The organism is Streptomyces sp. NPDC005728 (assembly GCF_040630895.1).
Lineage (GTDB): Bacteria > Actinomycetota > Actinomycetes > Streptomycetales > Streptomycetaceae > Streptomyces.
On sequence record NZ_JBEXYL010000092.1, the window covers coordinates 24,466 to 30,465 of the forward strand.

General features: G+C 69.4%; 7 protein-coding genes. 5 read left to right on the forward strand and 2 right to left on the reverse strand.

Translation table 11 applies throughout. From position 1 onward, the window contains the following. Nucleotides 1-85 precede the first annotated feature (85 nt). From ABZ471_RS38350 to ABZ471_RS38365, 4 genes are read left to right on the forward strand one after another with little or no spacing between them, the layout of a single operon-like run. Nucleotides 86-280, forward strand: a complete 195-nt coding sequence (locus ABZ471_RS38350) for a hypothetical protein (protein WP_359073229.1) — start codon at nucleotides 86-88, stop codon at nucleotides 278-280. Between the two features lie 58 nt (nucleotides 281-338). Beyond that, a complete protein-coding gene (locus ABZ471_RS38355; RefSeq protein WP_359073230.1) occupies nucleotides 339-2,483 on the forward strand; it encodes a serine/threonine-protein kinase in 2,145 nt (714 codons plus the stop codon). Between the two features lie 29 nt (nucleotides 2,484-2,512). Continuing rightward, entirely contained in the window at nucleotides 2,513-3,112 is a 600-nt protein-coding gene (locus tag ABZ471_RS38360) for a peroxiredoxin (protein WP_359073232.1), read from the forward strand. 6 nt (nucleotides 3,113-3,118) lie between these two features. Continuing rightward, nucleotides 3,119-3,370, forward strand: a complete 252-nt coding sequence (locus tag ABZ471_RS38365) for a hypothetical protein (RefSeq protein WP_359073234.1) — start codon at nucleotides 3,119-3,121, stop codon at nucleotides 3,368-3,370. A gap of 242 nt (nucleotides 3,371-3,612) precedes the next feature. Here the strand turns inward: ABZ471_RS38365 and ABZ471_RS38370 are convergent, their stop codons facing one another. Both ABZ471_RS38370 and ABZ471_RS38375 read right to left on the reverse strand, forming a co-directional pair. Next, entirely contained in the window at nucleotides 3,613-3,867 is a 255-nt protein-coding gene (locus ABZ471_RS38370; RefSeq protein ID WP_359073235.1) for a hypothetical protein, read from the reverse strand. A gap of 13 nt (nucleotides 3,868-3,880) precedes the next feature. Then, nucleotides 3,881-4,183, reverse strand: a complete 303-nt coding sequence (locus tag ABZ471_RS38375; RefSeq protein WP_359073237.1) for a hypothetical protein — start codon at nucleotides 4,181-4,183, stop codon at nucleotides 3,881-3,883. A 906-nt stretch (nucleotides 4,184-5,089) separates the two neighbouring features. Between ABZ471_RS38375 and ABZ471_RS38380 the strand changes: the two genes are divergently transcribed. After that, nucleotides 5,090-5,572: a hypothetical protein gene (locus ABZ471_RS38380; RefSeq protein ID WP_359073238.1), complete on the forward strand. Its 483-nt coding sequence runs from the start codon at nucleotides 5,090-5,092 to the stop codon at nucleotides 5,570-5,572. Nucleotides 5,573-6,000 lie beyond the last annotated feature (428 nt).

Consider the following 6,000-nt stretch of genomic DNA (forward strand, 5'->3'; position numbering starts at 1 on the left):
CGGGTTGGTGGCACGATGGTTCTGGCGGGGGTGCGGGGTCGTACCCCGGGCCGGGAGAGCGGACCGACCGAGGGTGTGATCAGTTGTGGCCATTTCACTGTCCGTGGTGCTGCTGTTGGCGATCATCCTGGTAGTGCTGATTCGAGGGGGGAACATCAAGGCGGGGCCGGCCATCGTTGCCGTACTCTTCGGTTTCTTCCTCGCCTCGACCGGTATGGCACCGTCCATCAACCGGTTCCTGAACTCGATAGCGGAGACCATCAACACGATCAGGTTCTGACTCCGGCGGGGCGGGCCGGCAGGGCTGGACAACTGAAACAACGGGGGGACGTACGGGGATGGCGCTGCGCGACTCGGATCCGCGGGATGTGGGCGGCTACCGGATCGAGGACCGTCTCGGCAGCGGCGGCATGGGCGTGGTCTATCTCGCCCGCTCCGCCTCCGGCCGCCGGCTCGCCGTGAAGGTCGTCCACGGTCAGTACGCCGACGACGACGAGTTCCGTACCCGCTTCCGCCGCGAGGTGGCCGCCGCCCGCCAGGTCAGCGGTGCCTTCACGGCCCCCGTGGTGGACGCCGACGCCGATGCGCCGAGCCCCTGGATGGCCACGCTCTACATCCCCGGCGAGGACCTCGGCACCCACGTCCGCCGCCACGGCCCGCTGCCGCCCGACCGGCTGCGCGAACTCGCCGCCGGCCTCGCCGAGGCCCTGCGCGACATCCACCGCGCCGGCGTGGTCCACCGGGACCTGAAACCGGCCAACGTGATGCTCGCCGAGGACGGCCCCCGCGTCATCGACTTCGGCATCTCCCGCGCCGCCGAGTCCGCGGCGGCCGACGCTCTCACCCAGACCGGCCGGGTGATGGGCACCCCGCCCTTCATGTCGCCCGAGCAGTTCTCCTCCCCGCACGAGGTCGGCCCGGCCGCCGACATCTTCTCCCTCGGCGCGGTCCTCGTGTACGCCGCCACCCGGCACGGCCCCTTCGACAGCGCGAACCCCTGGGAGACGGCCACGAAGGTCGTCGAGGGCGAGCCCGACCTCGACGGCCTCCCCGAGGACCTGCTCCCGCTCATCCGCCTCTGTCTGGAGAAACACCCCAAGTCACGCGCGACCCCCGACGAACTCCTCACCCTGCTGCGCGAGGGCCGCCTGCCCGACCCGCGCCCGGAGCGCCCGGAGCAGCAAGAAGAGCCGGACACCGAGCCCGCACGCCCGCGCGGGCGGCGCCGCAGACTCTGGGCGGTCCTGGCCGCGGGCGTTCTCGTCCTCGCCGTGGCGGCCTCCGCCGTGGCCCTGCGGCTGACGGGCGGAGGAGCCGGTGCACAGGGCGATCTTCCGGCGGGGTGGCGGGCCTGGCAGACCCGGGAGACCGACGAGAAGACCAGCCCCATGGGAAGCTTCGCGACGTGCACCGCGCGCGACGGCGGACTGATCTGTGCCGGTGACGGCATCAAGGCCGTCCGCTTCACGCTGGCCACGGGCAAGGTCCAGTGGACCCTCCCGAAGGCCGACCACCCCGACCCGGACAACGGCAGCGGCGGCACCTTCCCCGAGAGCGGTGTCCTCGGCACCCACGGCCACGACGTCTACTCCGTCGCGGACAGCTCGGCCCGCAACGCCGACACCAGCCACTTCGTCTTCGAGGCTGTCGACGCCCGCACCGGCGAGGTCCGCTGGAAGCGGGACATCGGCGAAGTGGAGCCCTCCAGGGCGGACGGCACGGTGGCGGTCACGGCGGACGGACCGATCGTCACCTACGGCAAGGACGGCGGAACGTACTCCCTGCTGCGCACCGCCGACGGCACACCCCGCTGGAAGCGCACCCTGCCCGCCCGGGACAGCTGCGGGCTCCACGCGGTGGCCGGCCTCGGCTATCTCGTCTGCTCCGACGCGAAGGGCGCGCACACCACGATCGCCCAGCTCGCCCCCGCCGACGGCCGCCCCCGCTGGACCGCCAGGGTGGACGGCATCCTCACCCTCGCCGGCCGGGCCGCCGACGGCCGCCTGGTCCTGGTCCCGTCCCCGGACGGCGCGTCGGACGACACCTCGGTCACCGGTTACCGCCGCATCACCCTGCTGGACGCGGACGACCACGCGCCGCACGTCGTCCCGCTGGCCCGCTCGGTGTCCGCGTCCGGCACACCCGTGCTGGCCCGGGGCACGCTCTACCTCACCTTCAACAGCGGCGAGGTCCGCGCCGTGGACCCGGCCACCGGCCGCACCCTGTGGGACACCCGCTCCTCGGTCGAACGCCCCGGCCCGCCGGTCGTCTCCGACCGGTACGTCTTCGTCGCCTCTCCGGGCGGCCGGCTGGCCGCCCTGGACCGCCGCACCGGCAAGGAGGTCCACAGCCTCCCCGGCCGCGGCTCCGCGGGCGACCCCTTCATCGCCGCCGCCGGCGCGACCCCGCTCCTCGTGGGTGACGCCCTCTACGTTCCCTGCGGCATCCGCGAGATCTACAGCGTGAACATCCGAACCCTGTGAAACGCCGGGGTCGTCCCTAGCATGGGTTCATGTCTCATGATCCAACTCATCTTCCTCCGGACCTGCCGGCACCCGCCGACGACGGGGCATGCGCGGGCCTGCCGGGTACCGCGATGCCTGCGCTGAGCCTGCCTGCGACGGACGGCCGCATGGTCAGGGTCGACCAGGCGGCAGGGGAAGGCAGGCGACTGGTCCTCTTCGCATACCCCCGGACCGGACGCCCGGGCGAAGATCCGCTCGTCGCGGACTGGGACCTCATCCCGGGCGCACGTGGATGCACGCCGGAGTCGTGTGCGTTCCGTGACCTCGCCGAAGACCTGCGGGCCGCCGGCGCCGAGGTCATGGGACTGTCCACCCAGGACACCGCTTACCAGCAGGAAGCCGTCCAGCGGCTCCACCTGCCCTACCCGTTGCTCAGCGATGCGGCCCTGGAACTCACCAGGGCTCTCCGGCTCCCCACCTTCGAAGCCGCCGGACAGACCCTGCTGCGCCGGTTCACTCTCGTGATCGGCAACGGAGTGATCGAGCACACTTTCTACCCGGTCTTCCCGCCCGACCGGCACCCCGAGGAAGTACTCGCCTGGCTGAGGCGGCACAGCACGGTCAGGCATTCGACTGGAACGGCGTGACCCGGCGTGTCCTTCGTCGTTCGGCAGGCCGTGATCAACGCCAAGCACGTCACTGCTGCGATTCTCCTGACCCTGGCCGCCCTGTCCGCCGCCGGCACTGCGCAGGCCACGCCGTCCCCCGGGCTCGATCCGGTCGGAGGCGGGGACGTCGAATTCCAGTCCACCCCGATCTCCTCGCCCTACTCCGACCGGTACAGCTCCGTCTCCTACGAGGCGGACCGCGATCTCCACTTCAGCTCTACCAACTACAGGGTGTAGGTCCGGCGAAGGGCCCGGGAACGGCCGAAGGCCCAGGGAGAGGAAAACACCCTCTGACCTGGGCCTTCGTCAAACAGAGCGGGCGACGGGAATCGAACCCGCGTAGCTAGTTTGGAAGATCGCGTATGCGGGTGGGCGCTGACCTGGCGGGACGTTGACCCGTGCGTTCTCGGGGTAGTTGCCAGAGTTCCCCGCTGTTCCCCGCCACTTGCCCTCTCATCGGGCACGCGGGGGGCACGTGGTCACTCGTAGTGCCGTGCGGCGGTGAGGGCTCGCGCGAAGAACGTCCAGTCGCCCTCGGCCGGTAGTACCTGCTTGTGGTTGGCGTACCAGCCTGGCGCTGACGAGATCCAGGCCTCCAGAGCCTCCAGGAAGGCGTCCAGCGTCCCGTTCTCCCAATCGGCTCCACTCTCGTAGTCGGCTCGAAGTCGCGCCAGGAAGGCGCACAGGGCCTCGCGATCGGCGATGCGATCCTGGGGTGTCAGAGGATTGGTCACAGAGAAGCCCCGCCTAGTCGGTGATCCGGTAGTAGTTCGCCGTCATGCCGGTCGCGTCGCCGAGTTGCAGAGCCATCTCCGCGACGATCGCGTCCGCGGCGTCAAGGGATGGTGCGCCGTCTACGTGCACGTACCAGGTGCCCGCAAGCTCCCACGATGCCGACACCGTGGTGTTGCCTGTGCGGAAGGAGTGATCGCCATCACCCTCGATGGCGTTACAGGCGAACGATCGGGGTTGAAGGACGGCTGGGAAGTCATCGCGCGGCAAGACAGGCCAGTCGTCTCCACTGGCGGTGCTGATCGTGTATTCGGCCACAGCGAGATCATTTCAGGCGGCCGAGGTTGGCGGTCTCAACAGGTGAGTCAGGCCGGCGGGCACCGTCCATCGGTTCGGACGATGCTCGCGCTGGACACAGACTTTGCGGTCGTACGTCATCCTTCTCAGGTCGATCACGGAAGACCTGAGGGCTGGAGGGACCCCAGCCCTACAGCGGTCCACCGACCGCTGAGGGCCGCTCTCGTGCGGTCGTGTTCGCCGCTGTTGGTGTCAGCCGTTGGTGTCAGGTGGCAGCACTGCTCTTGACAGATCAGTCCCCCGGGACGTCTCCCTATGCCGCCAGCCCTGGGCCCGCCAAATCAGCACGAGACCAGCCAGCATGAGCAGGCTCTGGCCACGGAAGGGCACCAGCCACGCCGCCGTAAGGCTCGCCGCGATCAGCAACGCCCCAGCACCCCATACGCGAGGCAGTTTCACTCCCTTGCGTACCCAAGGGAGTGCGATGTGCCCAGCGGTCGTGGCCCATACGCCGGTCACGCCCAGTATCAACGCCATCACGAGAGTGATCACAAGAACGACGGACGACACACGACCCTCCCCGGCGCCTTCTCCTAGGCACTCGCCGTAATGATCTCAGCGCTCATCCACGGGCACAATGCCGCGGGCACTCTCTTGACTCGGACCACCGCTTTAGGAGCGAGGTGAGGCGAGTGCTGCTCTGAACTGCGAACTGTCCACGTGGGCGGATCGGGGTTACCCATCCGCCGGCCACCGCCGTTCCCCGTGACTCCCTGCTGGATCTGGCACGGGTATGGCACGGACAGCTTCTGGTCCACGGCCCTCATGCACCTCTTCTCACTCGGCGCACATCGATCCGGAGACAATGCCTTCACGCGAATATGACGCATGATGGCCTCTCAGGCACGCACGTCCAAGGGGGGGACCATGAGCACCCGTACCACCGGCGCCGCACTCATAGCGGCCGCCGCGCTGGCGCTCACCGCCTGCTCCAGCCCCGGCTCGTCCGATGAACCCGCCGCGCCCAAGCACTCTCCGACCAAGAGATGGGTCGCGCCCGGCACCCTCAACGCCTGGCAGGTCGCCGCCAAGCTCGCCGACGAACTCGGCGTCACCACCCTCGGCAACCCGACTGACAACACGGCCTCCTGCTCCGACAAAGCCGCGGGCAAAAAGCCGAGCCCTGACGACTGTCTGCAGCTGATCACCACGGACACTGTGTCGATCTACAGGTTCTGGGGAACGGGCGTCGCCGAGCGCTGGGCGATTGAGATGAGGAAGACCGGCGACGCGATGGAGAGGGGCCGGTTCGTTTTCGTCTGGAACGCCAGGAAGGTGAACCTAGTCGACCAGGGCCGACGCCTTGAGCTGTGGAATGCGCTGGAGAGGGTGCTCCCAGACGGGGAGTAGTTGTGACGTGCTTGCTCCCGGGGGCAAGTTTGCCGTGCCGGACACAGAACAGCCCACCACTCTACCCAGCTCCCATCCCGTACGCCGTCGACCCACACTCCGTGGAGCGGGCGTGGTTCATGGCGTCCAGGTGGAGCGCGCCACTGTACGAACGACCTGGACGCCATGGGCCGCGTCTGCTCGGCTCTGCCTGGGTCGATGGCGTACGGGATGGGAGCACCCCGCGCACGCCACTACGGACCCGCGGGCGGAAACGGCGCCCCCTCCATCCCGGTGCAGGCCGATCCCCCGCCGGAGGCATCGTTCTGACCAGCGCCGCGCTATGCGGTGCTCGACTCATGGCCACCGGCCATATCCACCTGTGGGCGCGCGTCGGCGCAGCGCGGGCGGAGTCCACCCTGCGCCGCATCCCCTGACACCCCGGCACC